The sequence below is a fragment of the Shewanella sp. FJAT-52076 genome (assembly GCF_019457455.1).
Taxonomy (GTDB): Bacteria; Pseudomonadota; Gammaproteobacteria; order Enterobacterales; family Shewanellaceae; genus Shewanella; species Shewanella zhangzhouensis.
Genome location: NZ_CP080415.1, coordinates 2,315,466 through 2,336,771, shown reverse-complemented (window position 1 = coordinate 2,336,771; position 21,306 = coordinate 2,315,466). Strand labels below are relative to the sequence as shown.

The following is a 21,306-nucleotide window of genomic DNA, read 5'->3' as shown; positions in this document are numbered from 1 at the left end:
TCCTGTGTCTGGCGCCGTGCGCTCGTTACATTTACTGTCTGGCCGAATTTATCGGACGCTTTTTACACTAAAGGCTTTCAGGATGCTTTGCAAGGGCGTTTTTCGTCAATATTAAAAAAGTTCAGCTTTGCATGAATATTCATGTGACTCAGGTCTGATTTGGCGTCTGTTCCATACTCCGCTTGTGGCAGTCAGTGAAATCGGCATAATGCATTCAACCAAAAGGTGAATCACCTCAATGCTGGAGCAAGTTTGTCTTCCCAATCCGCTGCCAACAAGCTGATAACCCGTACTCAGGCCGTCTTCGATGAGGGTGGGCTGCTGTCGCGTTTTATCCGCGGCTATCGGCGCCGTGAGGTCCAGCAGCAGATGGCAGAGGAAGTGGCATCTTGCTTAAGTCATTCCCACAAGTTGGTGCTGGAAGCAGGTACCGGTGTGGGCAAAACCTTCGCTTATCTGGTGCCGGCGCTTTTAAGTGGCAAGCAGGTGATTGTCAGTACTGGCAGTAAAAATTTGCAGGAGCAGCTCTTTTATAAAGACTTACCGGCCCTTTTGGAGATGCTTAAGCTCCACCTGCCAGTTAGCATTTTAAAGGGGCGCAGCAATTATTTGTGCCAGCGGTTGATGGCGGCGCACATGGAGTCGGCCTTCAGTCACGATGAGAAGCTGTTGGATGATTTACTCAAGCTCAATCAATTTGCGCAAACCACAGAAGATGGTGACCTTGGCAATCTGACCGGAGTGGCCGAAGATGCCCGCGCCATCAGTCTGGTGGCCAGCACTCAGGATAGCTGTACCGGCCAGCGCTGCGCCTTTTATGAAGACTGCTTTACCCGTAAAGCCCGTGCCCGGGCCATGAATGCCCGCTTGATTGTGGTGAACCATCACCTGTTTTTTGCTGACAGGGTGCTTAAAGACACGGGCTTTGCCGAACTCTTACCCGATGTGGATGCGGTGATATTTGACGAGGCGCACCTGTTGCCTGATATCGCGATTCAGTATTTTGGCTCTCAGCTTTCAACCGGCAGCCTGCGACGGCTGCTTGATGGCATAGAGCGGCTCACCGAAGGCGAGCTTGGCGATACCCAGGGGCTTAAGCTTTTGCCGCAGCGTGCCCGGATTAAGTTGGATGCCTGGCAAAATTGTCTTCTGGATGCAGGCAGCGGTGATTTCAGGCAACTGCTGAAAGATAAAACCGCGGCATTGGCCGCAGGTGATTTAATTGGTGAGCTTTCAGCGCTGGAAGCTTTACTGCTCGCCAATGTGGGCCGCAGTGAGCCGCTTGATGATTTTGCCGTTAAGCTGCCGGAGCTTAAGCAAAAGCTTGAACGCTTCATTGCCTGTGACGATCCTGGGTCTGCCTATGGCATCGATATCGGTGAGCGCCATCTGATGCTGCGTATTTCCCCCATCGACATCGCAAAAGCATGTAGCGAGTTATTCAACGAAGACACCGCCTGGGTGTTTACCTCGGCGACCTTGCAGGTGGAACGAAGCCTGCAGTTTTTTACCCGAGAACTTGGACTCACGTCTGCTGCGCATTCGTCTGTTAATCGAGGGAATGCCAGTCGAAGTCAATCCAGCGGCGCTACAAAAGCTTCAATGTGCAAAGAAGTCCTGCTCGACAGTCCCTTTGATTACCCCAGGCAATCTATGTTATGTGTGCCGCGCCGCCTTGGCAGCGTTGCCAATCAGGATGCCATGGTGCGCCAGCTCACCGAGGTGTGCCTTAAACTGATTAAGGCCGCCAAGGGGCGCACCTTTATTCTCTTTACCAGCCACCGGATGATGGAGGCCGTCGCCCGAGCTCTGGTTGGCCGCTGCCACTATCCGCTGCTGGTTCAGGGGCAGGGCGGTAAGCAGCAATTACTATCCAAATTCAGACAGTTGGGTGAAGCGGTGCTGCTTGGCACTGGCAGCTTTTGGGAAGGAGTCGACGTGCGTGGCAAGCTGCTGTCCTGCGTGATCATCGATAAGCTCCCCTTTGCCTCACCGGATGACAGTCTTTACCGAGCGCGAGCCAGTAGGGTAGAGGCCAGAGGCGGCGATCCCTTCCTGGAAATTTCGCTGCCCCAGGCGGTGATTGCCTTGAAGCAGGGTGCTGGCAGGCTTATCCGCGATGAGACCGACCGTGGCGTACTGGTTATCTGCGATAACCGCCTGGTGAATCGACCCTATGGGCAGGCATTTTTGCAATCCTTGCCGCCCATGGCCCGCACCCGTGATTTGGATGCTGCCTGCGCTTTTTTAGAGGCAATTGATTGAATTTAATCCGACTGCTGACCTTAGCCGTTTTATGGCTGGTGGTTTATCGGGTAAAATCACCGCAATGACCCACAGGGCCCTCTTTCTGTGGCCAACGATTTTGGAAACTCATACCCCATGACGCAGCCTATTGCACTGCCGGACAATCCGGTGATCCTCGCGCTCGATACCTGCACCGAAGCATGCTCCGCCGCGCTTTATGCCAAGGGTGAAACCTATGCCGATATGGCTGATGCGCCCCGTGAGCACAGCCAGCGCCTGCTGCCCATGATTGATGGGCTGTTAAACAAGGCTGGGCTCAGCATTAGCGATGTCAACATCATTGCCTACGGCCGTGGCCCGGGCAGCTTTACCGGCATTCGCATTTGTACCAGCATGACCCAGGGCCTTGCGCTTGGCCGCGAGCTGCCGGTGATTGGTATTTCTACACTGGCCGCCATGGCGCAGGAGGCGATGGAAAAGAGCGGTGAAACCCGGGTGCTGTGTGCCATCGATGCGCGCATGTCGGAAGTCTATGTGGGTGAGTATCGGATGCAGGATGGCGTGGCGACACTGGTGGGTGAAGAAGCCGTATTGCCACCGTCGATGGTGAAGGTATCTGACGGCGTTAAGCTTGCCTGCGGTACAGGTTTTGATGCCTATCCAGCGCTTTTGACTCTCGGACACGGCCTGGAGCTCAGTACTGAGGTGAAATTTCCTGCCGCTGAGGCTATGCTGACTCTTGCCAGACTAGGCATTGCAGAAGGGCTGCACACCAGTGTGGATGACTTGGCACCTGTGTATCTTCGCGATACTGTGGCCTGGAAGAAGCTGCCCGGCCGTGAATAATCTGAGGACTCGCTGATATGGTGATTAACGCTGCACAGATTGCGTTTTTTGGGGCAAGCGCCCTAATTCCGCGCGCTTTGCCTGCGTCATCACCGCAAGCCGACGAAATGCCTGAGCAGTCCCCCAGCGTGACTGGCGCTCAGGCAAGAACACTGATGGCGTCCTGGGATAGCGGATTCACGCCTAATCAACAGCTTAACTACGATGAAACGCCCCAAAGCCGGGGTGCCATTGCTGAGTATTTGTTGACCCAGCATGGCGAACGGCGGGAGCAAATTCGTGCCATGGTCGGCATAGATCTCTATGCCTGATATCAAAACATCGAATGCAACCTCTGAGCGCACTGTCATAAGCCCTCATCCAGGGCGTGGCATATTCCTGCTGGAGCTGGCCGTTGCGGCCTTTATCACCCATATCCCATACCTCGGCATCCCCTTCAAGTGGTTGGAAAGCTTTTTCCATGAGCTGTCTCATGCATTGGCGACCCTACTGACCGGTGGGACAGTGAGCCATATCCAGTTGTTTCCCAATGGTGCAGGGCTTTGTTTCTCAGGTGGTGGTATGCCTGTGGTCATAGGTTTCAGCGGTTATGCAGGCGCAGCGGTTTGGGGACTGACGCTGTTTGTCATGGCGACCTGGCCCAAGGGTATAAAGCCAGCTTTTGCCTTGCTTGGGGTGATGGTGTTGGTGGTCTTGCTGTTTTACGCCCGTGATGTGCTGACAATGGGCATTTTACTGGTTCTGGCAGGGTTATTTTTTCTGCCTTTGAAGCTCGCCAGTGCGCCGTGGCTGGTTATGCTGCTCAGGCTACTGGCTCTCATAGTGCTTCTGAATGCCCTTAACAGTCCAACCTACCTGTGGGGGCTTGAGGGGCAGGGGGATGCCGTGCTCCTGAGCGATTTAATCTGGTTACCGCCTGCATTTTGGATTGCATCCTGGCTGGCAGTGGCGGCGGCATGCCTCTGGCTTTGTTGGCGCCGGGTAAATGCCCTGGTCAATTGCAACAAATTATGAATATCCCTTGGAAAACGTCCTGAGCCTTGTTAGCTTCGATGCCATTATTGGTAAGGTATTTCGATGTATTTCAAGGAGAACAAAATGAACAAGTTGCTGGTAGCGGGCCTGGTATCCTGGGCCGGACTGACAGGGATGGCTCATGCCATGACATTGGAAGAAGCAGCTGCCAACAGTCTGCGCACCCCCGCCAATGTTGAGCGCGATCAGTATCGTCACCCCGTTGAGACCCTGAGCTTTTTCGGTGTGAAGGACAATCTTACTGTGGTGGAGTTCTGGCCCGGTGGCGGTTGGTATACCGAAATACTGGCACCACTGCTTAATGAAAATGGCCAGTATGTTGCTGCGAATTTTGAAACAAATCCGGCACCCGAGGCCAACAGTCCTGCCTACCGTATTCGTCTGGGTAAGGCGCTGGAAGGCTGGCTCGAAACCCATGCCGATAAGGCGGGGAATGCGAAAACCGTGACCTTCGACCCTCCCCATAAAACTTCATTGGGAGAAAGCGATAGCGCCGACGTGGTGCTGACATTCCGCAACATGCATAACTGGGCCATGGTGGGCCAAGCAGAGATGGTGCTCAGTGCCGCCTTTGATGTATTGAAGCCAGGCGGTGTATTTGGCGTAGTGGAACACAGGGCCAAGCCGGGGATGAGCCTTAAGTCAGGCTACATGGAAGAAGATGAAGTGATCCGTTTAGCTAACGCTGCAGGCTTTGTGCTGGCAGAAAAGAGTGAAGTAAACGCGAATCCCAGGGACACCAAAGACTATGCTGACGGCGTCTGGACTCTGCCGCCATCACTTCGTAAGGGTGATACGGATAAGGCACGTTACCTGGCCATCGGCGAGAGTGACCGTATGACCCTCAAGTTTGTCAAACCGGCGGCGCGTTAATCCGGATTGATTCAAGCGTTGAAAGGGGCACTGCAGCACCTTTAATAGGCCTTTAAGTCAGCGCCCATGCTGGAAAATGCCGATACCGGAACACCGCCGGTGTCGGCATTTTTCACTGTATGTCAGTGATGGGATGAGTGCGTGGCAGTAATAACGATGCGAGAGTTTTGATGACTAGTGAGTTTCAAGAGCTGGAGCTCACCTTGCCCCATATCAGGCTGGCAGGGTGGCAATATGGCGGAATGACAAGTGATGAAGCCAAAGCCGACCCTCGGGGAGATGTGCAAGTCAAGCCGCTGGTGCTGGCACTTCACGGTTGGCTTGATAACGCCCAGAGTTTTGCGCCGCTCGCGGCCTCATTGAACGATGTCAGGCTGTTGGCCGTTGACTGGCCGGGGCATGGACTGTCAGCGCACAGGCCGGGGAAGTATCCCCTGCACTGGATAGATTACCTCTATGATTTGCATGCACTATTACAGTTTTTAAAGCTACGTGGTGACAGGCCTTTGGCCATTATTGGTCATTCACTGGGCGGCATAGTGGCCAGTGCTTACGTGGCCGCTCACCCGGATGCCTGTGAAAAGCTGATCCTGATAGAAGCGCTTGGTCCGCTCAGCGAGAGACCAGGCAAGAGTCAGAAGCGGCTGGCTGACAGTTTTGCATCTCACACCGCCTTATCCGAAAAAAAGGTAACAGGGGAGCAGGCCAAGGCTTATACCAGTCTGGATGCGGTAGTCGAGGCAAGACATAGGTTGACGGGGCTCGATAAAGCAGCCTGTGAGTTGATTCTGGCACGTAATTTTGAATATCGCAGCGAGGGCGACCAATCAGGTTGGTATAACAAAACCGACCCCCGACTTAAGCTGGATTCACCGCTCAGGCTCACACCGGCGCACGCCGAGGCGTTTATCAGAGATCTGGAAATGCCAACCCTGTTACTGATGGGAGAGCAGGGATTTGCTAAGCTGCACGAGGCGCTGGAGCATGCGCGCCCCCTCTATCGGCAGCTGCAAGTGCAAACTATCGCAGGCGATCATCATCTTCATATGACCGACCCGGATGGCACCGCCGATGCCATTCGTCACTTTCTGAGCGCCTGCGGATAAGCCTTAAAAAGGGGCTGGGCTTTTATGCGCAATTATGTGATGATTGTCAAAAATTTAAACGCCCGTATGATTTTCGTGCGTAAGTAAATAATAACAAGTTAAAACAACCGTATCGGCGAACCTTAGACGCTTGGACAAGCGTCGCCGTTACCTCGGGGTTTTAGGAGACTTTTGTGGACAAGCCTTGGATTAATCATTTGCCACACGATGTGCCTGCTGAAATTGATGCGGGCAGATTTGACAGTTTGGTCGACATGTTTGAACAGGCGGTGAGGGATTACGCCGATCAACCTGCCTTTATTAACATGGGTGCGGTGCTCACCTACCGTAAGCTTGAAGAGCGCAGCCGCGCCTTTGCCGCCTACCTGCAAAACGAACTTGGCCTCAAGAAGGGCGACAGGGTCGCGCTGATGATGCCCAACCTGCTGCAATACCCCATTGCACTTTTTGGTGTGCTGCGTGCAGGCTTGGTGGTGGTGAACGTCAATCCGCTGTATACCCCGCGGGAGCTTAAGCATCAACTGATTGATTCCGGCGCGAAAACCATCGTAGTGGTGTCAAACTTTGCCCGCACCCTTGAAGAAGTGGTGGACGACACGCCGGTAGAAAGCGTCATTATTACAGGGCTTGGCGACTTGCTGAGCGCGCCCAAGCGTACCCTGGTGAACTTTGTGGTGAAGTACATCAAAAAGTTGGTTCCCAAGTACGACTTGCCACATGCCATCTCCTTCAGGAGCGCCCTGCAAAAAGGCCGCCGTATGCAGTATGTCAAGCCAGAGCTCGATATAGATACACTGGCATTTTTGCAATATACGGGCGGCACCACAGGCGTATCAAAAGGCGCCATGCTGAGCCATGGTAACGTGGTGGCAAACGTATTACAGGCTAATGGGGCCTATGCGCCACTGCTGGCCGATGGTAAGGAGTTTGTGGTTACCGCACTGCCGCTTTATCACATCTTTGCTTTAACGGTGAACTGCTTGCTGTTCCTGCATAAAGGCGCACAGAACCTGCTTATCACCAATCCCCGTGACATTCCGGCCTTTGTATCGGATTTGCGCAAGTATCCTTTTACCGCGCTGACCGGAGTGAATACGCTCTTTAACGCCCTGGTGAACAACGAAGAGTTTACCCAGTTGGATTTCTCTCGCCTTAAACTCTCTATTGGCGGCGGTATGGCGGTGCAGCGCGCGGTGGCCGACAAGTGGCAAAGCATCACCAAAACCCGCTTGCTTGAGGGCTATGGTTTGACAGAAGCCTCGCCGCTGGTGGCCTGTTGCCCCTATAACCTTGAAGGTTACAACGGCTCTATCGGTTTCCCGGCGCCTTCGACTCTGATACAGGTGCGTGACGATGATGGAAATGTCCTGCCCCAGGGAGAAACCGGTGAACTCTTCGCCAAAGGCCCCCAGGTGATGAAAGGCTACTGGCAACGCCCGGAAGAAACCGCCAAGGTAATTGATGCCAATGGCTGGCTCGCCACCGGTGACATCGGCTACATGGATGAACAGGGATTCTTTTACATAGTTGATCGCAAGAAAGACATGATCCTGGTGTCGGGCTTCAACGTGTTTCCCAATGAGGTGGAAGACGTGGTTGCCATGCACCCGAAAGTGATTGAAGTCGCCGCCATTGGTGTGCCCAATGATGCCAGTGGTGAAATCGTTAAAGTCTTTGTGGTAGCCAAAGACAAATCTTTGACCGAAAGCGATATTATCAAGCACTGCAAGCATCATTTAACGGGCTATAAGGTTCCCAAGCTGGTAGAATTCCGCGATGAGTTACCTAAGACCAACGTGGGTAAAATATTGCGCCGAGAGCTTAGAAACGAGGAGCTTAACAAGGCGTGATAGAAAAACCGGCGTAAAGCCGGTTTTTTATTGCCACGAGCCAAGATAAGGGGAGAGAGGTTTGCTGGAGTTTCACTACGTAAAGGACGATGAAGCGCTGACTGCTTTGGTCGACCAATACAGCCAAAGCCGATTATTGGTATTGGACACCGAGTTTGTGCGTACCCGTACCTATTACGCCAAGTTGGGTCTAATTCAGGTATACGATGGCAATACTCTGGCCCTGATAGACCCGCTCGATATTCAGGATTTATCTGGCTTTTGGGCGCTGCTTACCAACCCGAATATCCTTAAGCTGGTTCATTCCTGCTCAGAAGATCTGGAAGTCTTTGCCCGTTATGGCAGGATTCAGCCCACACCCCTGTTCGATTCACAGATTGCGGCCGCGCTCAGTGGCATGGGCCATGGCCTTGGCTATGCCAAACTCGTTGAAGAATGTTTGGGGCAAACCCTGGACAAGGGAGAATCCCGGACCGACTGGATAAAGCGCCCTCTGACAGATGCCCAGCTGCAGTATGCTGCCAATGATGTGTTTTATCTGTATCAGCTTTATCCTCAGCTTGAGCAAAAGCTTAAAACGCTGGACCGCTTCGATTGGGTACTGGAGGAAGGTGCCCGCCTGACTGAAGGCCGTTTGCTTCGCCCTGAGGCTGCAACGGCATATCTTAAGGTGAAGAACGCATTTCAGCTGACCCCTAAGCAATTGGCCTACCTTAAAGTGCTGGCAGCCTGGCGGTTGGAGCGTGCGCTTGATCGGGACCTCGCGCTTGGCTTTGTGATCAAAGACCATGCCCTGATTGCCCTTGCGAAAAAGCCGCCACGCTCCATCAGTGATTTATTGAAAATCAACGACCTCTCAGAGCATGAGAAACGCATTCACGGCAAGGACATCCTGAAAGTGTTGCAAAAGGCCGATGTGGATAATCCACCAGATGCCATTGATGTGATTGCACTCAAGCCCGGCTATAAGCAGGCGTTTAAAAACATCAAGGCCGCGCTCACCGAGATTTGCGAGCGTGAAGGGTTACCGAGCGAGCTTTTCTGCTCGAAACGCCATATCCACGAATATATTGAATATCGCTGGCAAGGTGGTGCAGAGGATACGCCGCTGCTGTTGCAGGGGTGGCGCGGGAATCTCGCTACTGAAGTACTGCAAGCTCTGGTATTGGAACCCTAGCCCCAGTGATAGGTTAGCTGAGATAGGTTAGCTGAGATATCGAATACACATCGTAAAAAAGCCGCCTCAAGGCGGCTTTTTTGTCACCCGGTGATTTTGGCCGTTATTTTTAGCCCAAGCGCCGCGACTCCATAGACCTAATCAAGGCTGCCTTGAACTCGGCTACGGCGGCAACTGAAATCACTGGCCCGATTAACGCTCCGGCAGGGTAACGTTGAGCTCAAGCACTGACAGGTTGTCGTCATTTTGCTCAAGCTGCACAGAGACCTGTTCTTCCGAAATGTAAACGTACTTGCGGATCACTTCGATAATTTCCTGTTTCATTTGAGGAAAGTAGTCTGGTGCGCCGCGTTCAGTGCGTTGATGTGCCACGATAATCTGCAAACGTTCCTTGGCGAGGGACGCTGAGTTGGCTTTTTTGTTGCTTCTGAAGTAATCGAGTAAAGACATAATCAGCTACCAAAAATCCTTTTCAACAGGCCCTTCTTCTCTTCGGTGACGAAGCGAAGTGGGAGTTCTTCACCCAACAAACGGGCAACGGTATCACTGTAGGCCTGACCAGCGTCACTTTCCTGGTCGACAATCACAGGAACCCCTGAGTTTGACGCCTTGAGTACGGCCTGGGATTCGGGGATCACACCCAGCAAATCGATGGCCAGAATGTCTTCCACATCCGCGACGCTCAGCATTTCACCGTTTTTCACCCGGGTTGGGGAGTAGCGGGTCAGCAGCAGGTATTCCTTGATGGGCTCAAGGTTTTGCTCCGCACGGCGCGACTTGCTTTGCAGAATGCCAAGGATGCGGTCGGAGTCACGCACAGAGCTGACTTCAGGGTTGGTGGTGACAATCGCGATATCGGCGAAATACAGCGCCATCAGGGCGCCGGTCTCGATGCCGGCTGGCGAATCACAGACGATGTATTCAAAGTCTTTGGCGAGGTCATCCAGCACTCTGCCGACGCCTTCGCGGGTGAGGGCATCTTTGTCGCGGGTTTGCGAAGCTGGCAGTACAAACAGGTTTTCGCTGCGCTTGTCTTTGATCATCGCCTGGTTAAGATTGGCTTCACCATTGATGACGTTAACAAAATCGTATACCACCCGGCGCTCGCAGCCCATGATAAGGTCAAGGTTACGCAGCCCGATATCAAAGTCTATCACCACGGTTTTATGACCACGGAGGGCCAAACCTGTGGCAATGGCGGCACTTGATGTGGTTTTACCTACGCCGCCTTTTCCGGAAGTGACAACAATAATCTGTGCCATGCTAATTTTTATCCCTTAATTCTGCCCCATCACAATGGCAGTGCTTCTACTGTTAGTGAGTCGCCATCGAGGCGCACACAGCCGCTTTTCGCGGTCACACCATGCTTTTGTAAATTCTCAGTCAGCCAGTATTGACCCGCGATGGAAATAAGTTCGGGCTCCAGGTGGCTGGCCAGGATAACTGCATCCCGCTCGCCATTGGCGCCGGCCATGGCCTTGCCCCTGAGTGCACCGTAAATATGAATACTGCCATCGGCAATCACCTCGGCGCCGTTTCCGACTGCACCGAAGATAATCAAATCGCCATTTTTAACGTAGATCTGCTGCCCGGAACGCACGTTTTGCCGCACGATACGGGTGGTTCTGGGCGCGGGAGGGGGAGAGGGCATCTGCGTCTGCTTGCCGGCTTTGACCGAGGCAAGCCCACAGGCTTTGGCCTGCTCAGACTGTGCATCACTGGCGCCGGTAACACCAACAATCACCAGTTGACGTGATACCAGCAGGTCTTTAACTGCTGCCAAGTCCAATTTTCCGTCTTCGACGGCGGATAGGTTCAATACCAAAGGGGCTCCGATAAAAAACTGCGGCGCTTGCGCCAGCTTCTTATCGAGGTCCAAGGTGATGCTGTCCAAATCGGAGGTATTGATATGCAATACCGACAGCGTAAAAGAAGATCCCTTTAATTCAAGGCTTGCTTTTCGCATCCCCGTAATCTGCTCCAGAAATTAATCAGTCTCGCGCTGATCTGCATTTTTTTCTAAAGAGCCCATGTTATAGTGTGCCCCAATCACTGGCAAGTTTGATATTTTCGGAAATTGACCCACCTATGATATGTGCCGTTTATAAAAGCAGCCGTAAGCAAGAAACCTATTTATTCGTACCCAAGAGAGATGATTTCAGCCAGGTGCCAGAGCCTTTACTGCAGATGTTTGGTACACCTATGCTGGTAATGCTGTTGCCGCTCGACAGGAAAGAGAAGCTTGGGATTGCCGATATCGACAAAGTGCGCAGCGAACTTGCTGAAAAAGGCTATTATTTGCAATTGCCACCACCTAAAGATAATTTACTGACGCAACACCGCCGAGATTTAGGCATAGAGGATTGATAAAGGATTCATCATACTCATCAGGAGGCGTTTGAAACTGTGAAGTCAATATTCTGTACTTCCCTGTCAGCGTTGGCACTGATGTCTGCCACTGTCATGGCGCAAACCGCAGACAGTGGCAGTTTCGCCGACTATCTGGCTGGCCTTAAAAATGTGGCCGCCAGCCAATACCAAATCCGTCCGCAAACCTTAGATGCTGTTTTCCTAAAGATTAAGGAGTTTCGACTCGCGAAGAGTGATGCGAGTGAACCCGTCGCAGCGCCTGCGACCAATCTCGATACTTTTTTGCCACAAACCCTGAATGATGCCTTGGTAGACGAAGCAAAGTTTCAATATCAGGGGCATGCAGAAACCCTGAACCGGATTGGTAAAAAATACGGCGTTCAGCCCCGTTTTATCGTTGCTCTGTGGGGGCTTGAGTCGCGTTATGGCCGCGACTCTGGTGTCTACCCCATATTGTCTGTCACCGCATCAAAGGCCTTCAATCAGGAACAGGAAGCCTTTTATCGTGAGCAGTTTTTTGCAGCGCTCAAGCTAATCGACAGCAGCAGTTGGCAGCCCGATGACTTGCTTGCTACACCCGATGGCCGCATGGGACAGCCCAAGTTGTTACCTCAGGCCTTTTTGTCTTCAGCCAAAGATGGCGATGATGATGGCAAAGCCGATATCTGGACCAATCCAGCGGATGTGTTTGCCACGCTCGCTTACTCGCTGCAACAGGCCGGTTGGCGCGAGGACGAAACCTGGGGGCGCCAGGTTAAAATTCCTGCCGACTTTGACGTGTCTCAGGCCGCAGAGGGGAATAAGAAGTCGTTTTCCCAGTGGCAGGCCCTGGGTGTAAGGCGTTTTGATGGTACCGATTTACCGGCAAGGGCCGACATGCAGGTTGAAATGGTCATGCCCGATGGCCCCAAAGGACGGGTCTATCTGGTTTACGACAACTATGTTGCGCTTAAACGTTGGCATGACAGTGACTATTTTGCCCTGGCGGTGGTGCATCTTTCGGATCGCATCAAGTTTCAACTGGGTGAATGAGGTATAATGCCGCGTTTGTTCACGTATGCCGGTAGTCTGTTGTGATGGAATTTTGGAAAACCAAACGTTTGGAAGAGTTGAGTCCCGAAGAATGGGAATCTCTTTGCGACGGTTGTGGTAAATGTTGTCTCAATAAAATCATTGATGACGAAACTGATGAGCTGTATTACACCAATGCGGCCTGTAAGTTGCTCGACCGGGATGCCTGTCGTTGTCGTCATTACAGCGAACGCTTTACGTTCGTTCCGGGCTGCGCGGCCATTACACCTGATAATATCGCCAGTTTGACCTGGCTGCCGGACAGCTGTGCCTATATCCGCTTGTTTCATGGCAGGGATTTACCCAGCTGGCACCCGCTTATAACCGGTTCAAAAGAGACCATGCATGCTGCGGGTATGTCGGTGAAAGGTAAGGCCGTTTGCGAAACCAAGGTGAGATACCTGGAAGACCATATCGTGCTGTGGCCACTTAAAGATGTCGATTAAAAAACGCCCCATACGGGGCGTTTTTTATTGAACGGCGTTGTTGACCACGTCCAGCTTCAATTTCGAACGTGCATGTCAGGTGGATTTCTTCAGCATCGGCACGATAAACGCAAGCCAGGCAAGCAAGTACACGCTGAACGCCACTATCATCCATTCCCCCATGGTGACACCGGCAAATTCCCAGGGAATATCGGTGCACATGCCTGTGGGCATAAACACACTGGGTAGCCATTCATGTAATTGCAACCAACTCGGAAATTCCGGCAGAAATGAACAGGTTGAGAATGGGTTGGGGTTGTTTTGCATATCAACCAGCTCAAGGGCCAGTTTAATCCCCCATGCAGCGGATACACCCCACAGCATGGCGCCAAGCACGCGAATCAGCCGATTTGCCGGCGCCATGAAACCGATTAGTCCTGCTCCAAGTAGACCGAATACGGCAACTCGCTGGTAAATACACATCACGCAGGGGTCGAGTTTCATAATGTGCTGAAAATAGAGCGCGGCAGATTCCAGGGCGAGGGCGCTTAAGGCGAGAATGCCCCAGGACAGACGGCTGTGGGCAAACGAAATCAGGCTTTGCATAGGGTCTCCATGGGTGGAATGTCCATAAAAAAGCCCGCACACGAGAGTGCGGGCTATTTCTGACTTTACTTAAGCAGCTAAGTTCAGTCAATCCAGAGAATTAATGTCCACCCAGTGCCTTACCGGCAGCTTCCGCTGCTGTGTGATGATTAATCAGGTGGCTGTCATAGAAATACTGGGTCATATCGGTGAGGAAGCCTGATTCGATGGTCAGGATGCCTACGATAGACAGCACTATGGTGTATGGCAGCGCCATCATCACCATGCGGCCATAGGACAGGCGAATGAGCGGAGCCAGGGCTGAGGTCAACAAGAACAGGAAGGCTGCCTGACCATTTGGGGTAGCCACAGATGGCAGATTGGTCCCCGTGTTGATGGCCACGGCCAGCAAATCAAATTGGTCACGGGTAATTTGCCCATTAAGCAGCGCAGCCTTAACCTCGTTGATATACACGGTACCCACAAATACGTTGTCACTGACCATGGAGAGCAGGCCATTGGCGATGTAGAAGATAACCAGCTGCACATTGCCTTCATAGCTCAGTGCCCACTGGATAACCGGTGCGAAGAGTTGTTGGTCAATTATCACACCTACCACAGCAAAGAACACGGCCAGCAACGCGGTAAAGGGCAGGGCTTCTTCGAATGCTTTACCCAGCGCATGCTCGTCGGTAATCCCGTTAAAGGCGGTGTTAAGAATGATCACAGAAAGACCAATCAGGCCCACCGATGCCAGGTGGAAAGCAAGACCAACAATCAGCCAAACACCTACCAATGCCTGAACGATGAGCTTGACCTTGTCTTTTGGTGTGCGACGGGCATCTTCGTATGCGTCGTATTCGCTCAGGATCTTGTGTACAGCTTCCGGCAGTTTGGCGCCGTAACCAAACCATTTAAACTTTTCCACGATAAAACAGGTCAGGATCCCGGCAAAAAACACCGGCACAGTGACCGGAGACATGCGAATGGCAAATTCGCCAAACTGCCAGTTGGCCTGAGCGGCGATGATGAGGTTTTGGGGCTCGCCAACCATGGTGCATACGCCCCCAAGGGCAGTACCCACACCGGCGTGCATCAAGAGGTTACGCAAAAATCCGCGGAATGACTCAAGCTCGCTTTCGTTAAGCTGCTCTGGCGCTTCCGAGGTATGGTCGTGATCTGAGCTGAAATCTTTACCCGATGCCACCTTATGGTAGATAGAGTAGAAGCCCACAGCCACGGTGATAATCACCGCAATAACGGTAAGGGCGTCGAGGAAGGCAGACAAAAACGCTGACGCAATACAAAACAGCATGGATACGACGATTTTCGAACGTACCTTGGTCAGCATCTTGGTGAAGGCGTACAGCAGCAGCTGTTTCATAAAGTAGATGCCAGCCACCATAAACACCAGCAGCAGCAGTACTTCCAGGTTGGCCTGAATTTCGTGTAACACCTGAGTGGGGCTGGTCATGCCGATGATCACGGCTTCTATGGCAAGCAAACCACCGGGTTGCAGGGGATAGCATTTAAGGGCCATGGCCAGGGTAAAGATAAACTGGATAACCAAAACCCAACCTGCAATAAAGGGGTTCAGGTAAAAGAGTATCGGATTTATCGCCAAAAACGACAGGATCGCGAATTTATACCATCTGGGCGAATTACCCAGAAAGTTGGCAAACAGTGACTGCCCAAGAGTCAATGGCATTTTCCCTCTCCATATGCTTGATAATTAATGAGGTTTATTATTTTTTAGTATAGTGGAACTGACACGTACTTCAGTCTAGCCTAAACCTTAACCTAAAGTAATCCGCTAACCACAACAGAAGGTGGCAAAAAACTGATCTCAATTACAAAAATTGCAGATAAACGACATCGTTCGATGTCTTTTTAAACAACAATGTGATTTCGGACCAATTCAAATTGTTCAATATCACGCTTTAGGTTTTCATTTTTTACCGCTCTGGTATGATCAGTGCCCAACACGAGGTTAAACCACTGGAAATTGGGGCTGATGATAATCAATGCCAAAGGTCCTGCGAGTTTCGCAGAGAAATACATAGTGCGTTCCATTTGGGAAAATAAATTCCCCCCAGGCTCCATTCTTCCTGCCGAGCGTGAGCTTTCAGAGCTTATCGGTGTAACCCGTACCACATTGAGGGAAGTACTGCAGCGTTTGGCACGCGATGGCTGGCTCACCATCCAGCACGGTAAGCCAACCCGGGTAAATAATTTCTGGGAAACTTCAGGTCTGAATATTTTGGAAACCATTGCGGACCTGAATCCGGAAGGCTTTCCGGTGTTGGTAGACCAGCTGTTATCGGCCCGAACCAATGTCAGCGCCATCTATTTCCGTGGCGCGTTGCGTCACAATCCTGAAACTGCAGTCGAAATCCTTGCGCGGATCCATGGTATGGAAGATTCAGCCGAGGCATATGCAGAGTTCGATTACGATTTGCATCACACCCTGGCCTTTTCATCGGGTAACCCGCTTTATGTACTGATCCTGAATGGTTTTAAAGGACTTTACAGCCGGGTAGGCCGCTACTATTTCTCCAGCGCTGAAGCACGAAAGCTGGCGATGGATTTTTATATCGAGCTGGAAAAGCTGGCAAAGCGTCATGCCTACGGAGAAGTACCGGCGCTGATGCGAAGCTATGGCATCAACAGCGGTAAAATGTGGCAAAAACTGAAAGACGCCATGCCAGCTGATATTAATCAGGACCCCCACGGTTAATGTTTTCAGCAGCATAAAAAAACGCAGCCATCAGGCTGCGTTTTTTTATATTTTCACCGAGTGTCCCTCTTCATCTCTTGGGGGACAACGTGCCAGCTCCTTGATGGTGCCATCACTTTCTTCCTGTTCAAGCACCACGGTAAAACCCCACAATCGATGAAGGTGTTTCAACACTTCCCTGTAATCGTCTGCCAGTGGAATATTGTGGAAAGGCACATACCTTAACGTCATGGAGCGATCGCCCATTACCTCAACCCTGTGCACCTGAATATTGGGCTCAAGATTGGACAGGTTGTATTGCTGCGACATGGTCTGCCGAATTTCCCGATAGCCGACCTCATCATGGATGGCTGAAATAGACAGATAGTTTTTGCGCTCGTCGTCCACAATCCCGAAAAGCTTGAACTGTCTTATCATGGCCGGTGACAGATATTGGCTGATAAAACTCTCGTCTTTAAAGTTTTCCATGGCAAAGTGCAGGGTATCGAGCCAATTGCTGCCAGCAATTTCAGGAAACCAGGCTCTGTCTTCCTCGGTGGGGTTTTCACAGATCCGGCGGATATCGGTAAACATATTAAATCCGAGGGCGTAGGGGTTGATGCCGGAATAATAGCGACTGTTGTAAGCGGGCTGTGCGACCACCCCAGTGTGGCTTTGCAGGAATTCCAGCATAAAGCGGTCGGTCACCAGGCCTTCATCATATAGGTGATTCAAAATGGTGTAGTGCCAGAAAGTGGCCCAGCCCTCGTTCATCACCTGGGTTTGCTTCTGGGGATAAAAATACTGCCCCATCTTGCGCACAATTCGGACGATTTCCCTTTGCCATGGTTCAAGCAGTGGCGCGTGCTTCTCTATAAAATAGAGAATGTTTTCCTGAGGCTCTGCGGGGAAACGCTTCTTGGGCTGCACTTCCTTCTCAACCTGGCTCACAGGAATGGTGCGCCAAAGGTCATTTACCTGGCTTTGCAGGTATTCTTCACGCTCTTTCTGGCGGGCTTTTTCTTCGCGGAATGAAATTTCTGACGGGCGTTTGTAGCGGTCAACACCATAGTTCATTAACGCATGACAGGAATCGATGACATTTTCCACGGCATCGACACCGTGGCGCTGTTCGCACTCTGCAATGTAATTCTTGGCAAATACCAGATAGTCGATAATTGAGCTGGCATCGGTCCAGGTTTTGAACAGGTAATTGCCTTTAAAAAAGCTGTTGTGGCCGTAGCAGGCATGGGCCATCACCAATGCCTGCATGGTGATGGTGTTTTCTTCCATCAAATAGGCGATACAGGGGTTGGAGTTGATGACGATTTCATAGGCGAGCCCCATTTGGCCGCGCTTGTAGCTTTGTTCTGTTTGAATAAACCGTTTGCCAAAAGACCAGTGGGTGTAGCCGATGGGCATGCCGATGCCCGCATAGGCGTCCATCATCTGCTCGGCAGTGATGACCTCAATTTGATTTGGGTACGTGTTGAGCCGATAGTGCGCTGCAACCCGCTCAATTTCCCGTTGGTACTCTTCCAACAGTTCAAAGGTCCAATCTGGTCCGTCGCTTAAAGGTTTGCGTTTCCCCATAAAGCCCCCTTATACCGCCTGCTTCTTGAACAGCTCTCGGAACACAGGATAGATATCTTCTGCCTGGCGAATGTGCTGTACAGCCATGTTGTCAAACACTTGTCTTAGGGAGTCATATTCACGCCACAGGGTTTGATGGGCGCGGTTAGTGATTTCTATGTAGCTGAAATAGCGCACGGTTGGCAGTATTTGCTTCTCCAGTATTTGCCGGCAGGTAGGGGAGTCATCGGCCCAATTATCGCCATCCGAGGCCTGGGCGGCATAGATGTTCCATTCCTCTGCCGGATAGCGTTCTTTTTGAATATCGACCATCAACTTAAGGGCACTGGAGACGATAGTGCCACCGGTTTCCTGAGAGTAGAAAAACTCGTGCTCGTCCACCTCTTTGGCTTGGGTATGGTGACGTATGTACACCACCTCCAGATTTTTATAGGTACGGGTAAGAAAGAGATACAGCAGAATATAGAAGCGCTTGGCCATATCCTTCGTGGCCTGATCCATGGAGCCGGAGACGTCCATCAAGCAGAACATCACCGCCTGACTGGATGGCACTTCACGCTTGGTAAAGTTGTTGTATCTGAGGTCGAAGGTATCGATAAAAGGTACGGCATCGATTTTTTTACGAAGCACCTCTATTTCGGTTTTAAGCGCAAGTATGCGGTCTGCGTTTGCACCTGGCGTGTTTTCCAGCTCCTCAAGTTCAGCCTCAAGTGTTTTAAGATGTCTTTTTTTCGCCGCTGTCATGGCTGTCCGGCGGGCGAGCGATGAGCGAAGCGAACGCACGATACTGATATTGGCCGGTACGCCATCGTTGGTGTAACCTGCTCGTTGAACTTGATATTCCACCAGTTTATTCAGGCGATTACGTTGAAGATTTGGAAGTTCCAGGTCCTCAAACAGTAGTTCCAGGTATTCATCCTTGGAGATCTGGAATACAAAATCGTCCTGACCTTCGCCGGAATCTGACGCATCACCCTGGCCACTACCCTGACCACCACCGCCCTGAGGGGGTCTGTCTATTCTATCCCCCCGGGTGAACTGGTCGTTCCCCGGATGGACACGTTCACGGAAACCACCCCGTCCCTGATGGAACATGGGCTCAGTGATATCCCGGGTCGGGATACTGATTTGTTCACCCTTGTCCACATCGGTCACACTGCGACGGGTTACCGCGTCACTGACGGCTTTTTTTATCTGTTTTTTGTATCTGTTAATAAAACGCTGACGGTTAACGGTACTCTTACCCTTGGCATTCAGTCGCCTGTCGATAAAGTTCGCCATATGCACCTCCCCAAATCCAGCAACCCGCCTGCGAGCAGGCGGGTATTGGCATCAAGACGATTTACGAACCCGCAGATACCACTCAGACAACAGACGTACTTGTTTCTTGGTGTAGCCTTTTTCCATCATGCGATTGACAAAGTCATCGTGCTTACGCTGATCGTCGGTGGAGGTTTTGGCATTGAAGGAAATCACCGGCAGCAGATCTTCTGTGTTGGAGAACATCTTCTTCTCGATGACAGTTCTGAGTTTTTCATAGCTGGTCCAGGTCGGGTTTTTACCTTCATTGTTGGCCCGTGCCCGCAGTACGAAGTTAACGATTTCGTTACGGAAGTCTTTGGGATTGGAGATCCCGGCAGGTTTCTCTATTTTCTCAAGTTCCGCATTGAGCGCGGCGCGGTCAAACAGCTGACCGGTTTCGGGGTCGCGGTATTCCTGATCCTGGATCCAGAAGTCGGCATAGGTGACATAGCGATCGAATATGTTCTGACCGTACTCGGAGTATGACTCCAGATAGGCGGTCTGGATCTCTTTGCCAATAAATTCGACGTATTTGGGGATGAGATAACCTTTGAGGAACTCAAGATAGCGCTCGGCGGTTTCACCGGGAAATTGCTCAGCTTCAATCTGACGCTCCAGCACATAGAAGAGGTGCACCGGGTTAGCTGCAATTTCGGAGTGGTCAAAGTTAAACACCTTGGAGAGGATTTTAAAGGCGAAGCGGGTTGAGAGTCCGTTCATGCCTTCGTCAACGCCGGCGTAGTCACGGTACTCCTGATAGGACTTGGCCTTGGGGTCTGTATCCTTGAGGCTCTCACCGTCATAGACCCGCATCTTGGAATAAATGGATGAGTTTTCAGGGACTTTGAGCCTTGAAAGTACGCTGAATTGAGCCAGTGTTTCCAGGGTGCCCGGAGCACATGGCGCTTCGGACAATTCTGAATTGATAATGAGTTTTTTGTAGATCTGGATTTCTTCCGACACCCGCAGGCAGTAGGGCACCTTAACGATATAAACACGGTCGAGGAAGGCCTCGTTATTTTTATTGTTTTTAAAACTCGACCATTCAGATTCATTGGAGTGGGCGAGGATAATGCCGCTGAAGGGGAGAGCCGACAGGCCTTCGGTGCCGTTATAGTTCCCTTCCTGAGTGGCAGTCAGCAGCGGGTGCAGCACCTTGATGGGCGCCTTGAACATCTCCACAAATTCCATCAAGCCCTGGTTCGCGCGGCACAGAGCGCCTGAATAGGAGTAGGCATCGGCATCGTTTTGGGCAAAGTGCTCCAATTGGCGAATATCCACTTTGCCGACCAGCGACGAGATATCCTGATTGTTTTCATCGCCGGGTTCCGTTTTTGCCACGGCGATTTGATCGAGCACAGACGGGAAGACTTTGACCACCTTAAAGCGACTGATATCACCGCCATAATCGTGCAGGCGTTTAACGGCCCAAGGCGACATGATGGTTCGCAGATAACGGGTGGGAATGTCGTACTCTTCCTGAAGCAGCTTGCCGTCTTCGTCTGCATCGAACAGGCAAAATGGGTGGTCGTTAACCGGGCTGCGTACACCGTCGGCACTGAGCACATACACAGGGACTTTCTGCATCAACGCTTTGAGCTTTTCAGCCAGAGAGGACTTACCGCCACCCACAGGTCCCAGCAAATAAAGAATTTGCTTTGATTCTTCAAGCCCTTGAGCCGAATGTTTAAGGTAAGCCACTATCTGCTCTATGGCGTCTTCCATGCCAAAGAAATCTTTGAAGGCCGGATAGCGGGAAATAAGCCGATTTGAGAAAATTCGGCTCAGAACAGAATTTTTTGAAGTGTCGATAAGTTCGGGTTCACCGATAGCCAAGAGTAAACGTTCGGCCGCGGTGGCGTAGGCGCTTTTATCCTGCTTGCAGATTTCAAGAAACTCTTGCAGTGAATATTCTTCTTCGAGTTTCTTTTCATAGCGCTGTTGGTAATGTTCAAAGATGCCCATGATAACCCCCTGAAACGCCATTGATGTGATGCAAGGAGCGGCGATCTGATTTTGCTCCCTACCTGTAATCTTAGACACAAAATCTTGCGCTGTGTCAAAAAAATCCTGAAAAAACAATGACAAATAGTTGCAAAAGCAACAGTTG

20 protein-coding genes are annotated in these 21,306 nt (G+C 51.5%); 12 read left to right on the top strand and 8 right to left on the bottom strand.

Annotation, left to right across the window (positions count from 1 at the left end):
• The first annotated feature begins 252 nt into the window (after positions 1-252).
• The 8 genes from K0H79_RS10050 to rnd all read left to right on the top strand — a co-directional run bounded on the left by K0H79_RS10050 (position 253) and on the right by rnd (position 9,134).
• Complete coding sequence (locus K0H79_RS10050) at positions 253-2,265, top strand: ATP-dependent DNA helicase (protein ID WP_408733349.1); 2,013 nt, start codon at positions 253-255, stop codon at positions 2,263-2,265.
• Positions 2,266-2,382: 117 nt separating this feature from the next.
• On the top strand, positions 2,383-3,093 hold the full coding sequence (gene tsaB, locus K0H79_RS10045) for a tRNA (adenosine(37)-N6)-threonylcarbamoyltransferase complex dimerization subunit type 1 TsaB (RefSeq protein ID WP_220075692.1): 711 nt from the start codon (positions 2,383-2,385) through the stop codon (positions 3,091-3,093).
• A gap of 17 nt (positions 3,094-3,110) precedes the next feature.
• Positions 3,111-3,404 (top strand): hypothetical protein, encoded by a 294-nt coding sequence (locus K0H79_RS10040; RefSeq protein ID WP_220064708.1) that lies wholly within the window; start codon positions 3,111-3,113, stop codon positions 3,402-3,404.
• Entirely contained in the window at positions 3,397-4,107 is a 711-nt protein-coding gene (locus K0H79_RS10035) for a M50 family metallopeptidase (RefSeq protein ID WP_220075691.1), read from the top strand. The genes K0H79_RS10040 and K0H79_RS10035 overlap by 8 nt, the downstream gene beginning before the upstream one ends.
• An 84-nt stretch (positions 4,108-4,191) precedes the next feature.
• Positions 4,192-5,001: a class I SAM-dependent methyltransferase gene (locus K0H79_RS10030; protein ID WP_220075690.1), complete on the top strand. Its 810-nt coding sequence runs from the start codon at positions 4,192-4,194 to the stop codon at positions 4,999-5,001.
• 170 nt (positions 5,002-5,171) lie between these two features.
• Positions 5,172-6,107, top strand: coding sequence for an alpha/beta fold hydrolase (locus tag K0H79_RS10025; RefSeq protein ID WP_220075689.1), 936 nt, complete (start codon positions 5,172-5,174; stop codon positions 6,105-6,107).
• Between the two features lie 173 nt (positions 6,108-6,280).
• Complete coding sequence (fadD, locus tag K0H79_RS10020; protein ID WP_220075688.1) at positions 6,281-7,957, top strand: long-chain-fatty-acid--CoA ligase FadD; 1,677 nt, start codon at positions 6,281-6,283, stop codon at positions 7,955-7,957.
• Positions 7,958-8,018: 61 nt separating this feature from the next.
• On the top strand, positions 8,019-9,134 hold the full coding sequence (rnd, locus tag K0H79_RS10015) for a ribonuclease D (protein WP_220075687.1): 1,116 nt from the start codon (positions 8,019-8,021) through the stop codon (positions 9,132-9,134).
• 192 nt (positions 9,135-9,326) lie between these two features.
• Here rnd and minE read toward each other — a convergent pair whose 3' ends face one another.
• Genes minE through minC form a run of 3 tightly spaced genes read right to left on the bottom strand, consistent with a single transcriptional unit; the run spans position 9,327 to position 11,100 of the window.
• Entirely contained in the window at positions 9,327-9,584 is a 258-nt protein-coding gene (minE, locus tag K0H79_RS10010) for a cell division topological specificity factor MinE (RefSeq protein ID WP_203323958.1), read from the bottom strand.
• A gap of 2 nt (positions 9,585-9,586) precedes the next feature.
• Positions 9,587-10,396, bottom strand: a complete 810-nt coding sequence (gene minD / locus K0H79_RS10005; RefSeq protein ID WP_011760044.1) for a septum site-determining protein MinD — start codon at positions 10,394-10,396, stop codon at positions 9,587-9,589.
• Positions 10,397-10,425: 29 nt separating this feature from the next.
• Positions 10,426-11,100, bottom strand: coding sequence for a septum site-determining protein MinC (gene minC, locus K0H79_RS10000; protein ID WP_220075686.1), 675 nt, complete (start codon positions 11,098-11,100; stop codon positions 10,426-10,428).
• A gap of 122 nt (positions 11,101-11,222) precedes the next feature.
• Here minC and K0H79_RS09995 point away from each other — a divergent pair, with 122 nt between their 5' ends.
• The 3 genes from K0H79_RS09995 to K0H79_RS09985 are packed head-to-tail and all read left to right on the top strand — an operon-like array spanning position 11,223 to position 13,021.
• Entirely contained in the window at positions 11,223-11,501 is a 279-nt protein-coding gene (locus K0H79_RS09995; RefSeq protein WP_220067883.1) for a YcgL domain-containing protein, read from the top strand.
• 39 nt (positions 11,502-11,540) lie between these two features.
• Positions 11,541-12,536 carry a lytic murein transglycosylase gene (locus K0H79_RS09990; RefSeq protein ID WP_220075685.1) on the top strand — a complete coding sequence of 332 codons (996 nt, stop codon included), beginning with the start codon at positions 11,541-11,543 and terminating at the stop codon, positions 12,534-12,536.
• Between the two features lie 44 nt (positions 12,537-12,580).
• Positions 12,581-13,021: a YcgN family cysteine cluster protein gene (locus K0H79_RS09985; protein ID WP_220075684.1), complete on the top strand. Its 441-nt coding sequence runs from the start codon at positions 12,581-12,583 to the stop codon at positions 13,019-13,021.
• 75 nt (positions 13,022-13,096) lie between these two features.
• Here K0H79_RS09985 and dsbB read toward each other — a convergent pair whose 3' ends face one another.
• On the bottom strand, positions 13,097-13,606 hold the full coding sequence (gene dsbB, locus K0H79_RS09980; protein ID WP_220075683.1) for a disulfide bond formation protein DsbB: 510 nt from the start codon (positions 13,604-13,606) through the stop codon (positions 13,097-13,099).
• A gap of 100 nt (positions 13,607-13,706) precedes the next feature.
• On the bottom strand, positions 13,707-15,293 hold the full coding sequence (gene nhaB / locus K0H79_RS09975; protein WP_220075682.1) for a sodium/proton antiporter NhaB: 1,587 nt from the start codon (positions 15,291-15,293) through the stop codon (positions 13,707-13,709).
• Between the two features lie 306 nt (positions 15,294-15,599).
• On the opposite strand from nhaB, the gene fadR reads away from it, so the two are divergent.
• Positions 15,600-16,322 carry a fatty acid metabolism transcriptional regulator FadR gene (gene fadR, locus K0H79_RS09970; protein WP_011760037.1) on the top strand — a complete coding sequence of 241 codons (723 nt, stop codon included), beginning with the start codon at positions 15,600-15,602 and terminating at the stop codon, positions 16,320-16,322.
• A 45-nt stretch (positions 16,323-16,367) separates the two neighbouring features.
• Here the strand turns inward: fadR and K0H79_RS09965 are convergent, their stop codons facing one another.
• The 3 genes from K0H79_RS09965 to K0H79_RS09955 are packed head-to-tail and all read right to left on the bottom strand — an operon-like array spanning position 16,368 to position 21,161.
• Complete coding sequence (locus K0H79_RS09965) at positions 16,368-17,894, bottom strand: SpoVR family protein (RefSeq protein WP_220064697.1); 1,527 nt, start codon at positions 17,892-17,894, stop codon at positions 16,368-16,370.
• Positions 17,895-17,903: 9 nt separating this feature from the next.
• Positions 17,904-19,175 carry a YeaH/YhbH family protein gene (locus tag K0H79_RS09960; protein ID WP_220075681.1) on the bottom strand — a complete coding sequence of 424 codons (1,272 nt, stop codon included), beginning with the start codon at positions 19,173-19,175 and terminating at the stop codon, positions 17,904-17,906.
• Between the two features lie 51 nt (positions 19,176-19,226).
• Positions 19,227-21,161 carry a PrkA family serine protein kinase gene (locus K0H79_RS09955; protein WP_220075680.1) on the bottom strand — a complete coding sequence of 645 codons (1,935 nt, stop codon included), beginning with the start codon at positions 21,159-21,161 and terminating at the stop codon, positions 19,227-19,229.
• Positions 21,162-21,306: the final 145 nt, after the last annotated feature.